General features: G+C 61.7%; 1 protein-coding gene and 1 pseudogene. Both read left to right on the plus strand.

The features are described 5' to 3' along the window. Positions 1 to 137 (plus strand): annotated as a pseudogene (locus EUU22_RS25795) (cupin domain-containing protein); the annotation flags it as partial. Next, positions 134 to 253, plus strand: a 120-nt coding sequence (locus EUU22_RS04305; RefSeq protein WP_129330842.1) for a DUF4865 family protein, incomplete at its 3' end; no start/stop codon positions are given. The pseudogene EUU22_RS25795 and the gene EUU22_RS04305, both read left to right, overlap by 4 nt.

Consider the following 253-nt stretch of genomic DNA (forward strand, 5'->3'; position numbering starts at 1 on the left):
GGTTCGCACCCGGCGAGCGCCATTGGCACGGCGCGGCCCCCGTCAGTCCCTTCAGCTATCTCAGCGTTCAGCCCGTGATGAAAGGCAAGGCGGTCGAATGGCTCGGCCCCGTCGAGCAGGAAGGTTTTCAGCGATGATCGCGATGCAATACAGTTTCACCCTGCCGGCCGATTACGACATGGAGATCATCGATCGGCGCATCCGCGAGAAAGGACCACTGCTCGACGGTTTTCCGCGTCTACGCTTCAAGGCC

The sequence above is a fragment of the Ciceribacter ferrooxidans genome (assembly GCF_004137355.1).
Taxonomy (GTDB): Bacteria; Pseudomonadota; Alphaproteobacteria; order Rhizobiales; family Rhizobiaceae; genus Allorhizobium; species Allorhizobium ferrooxidans.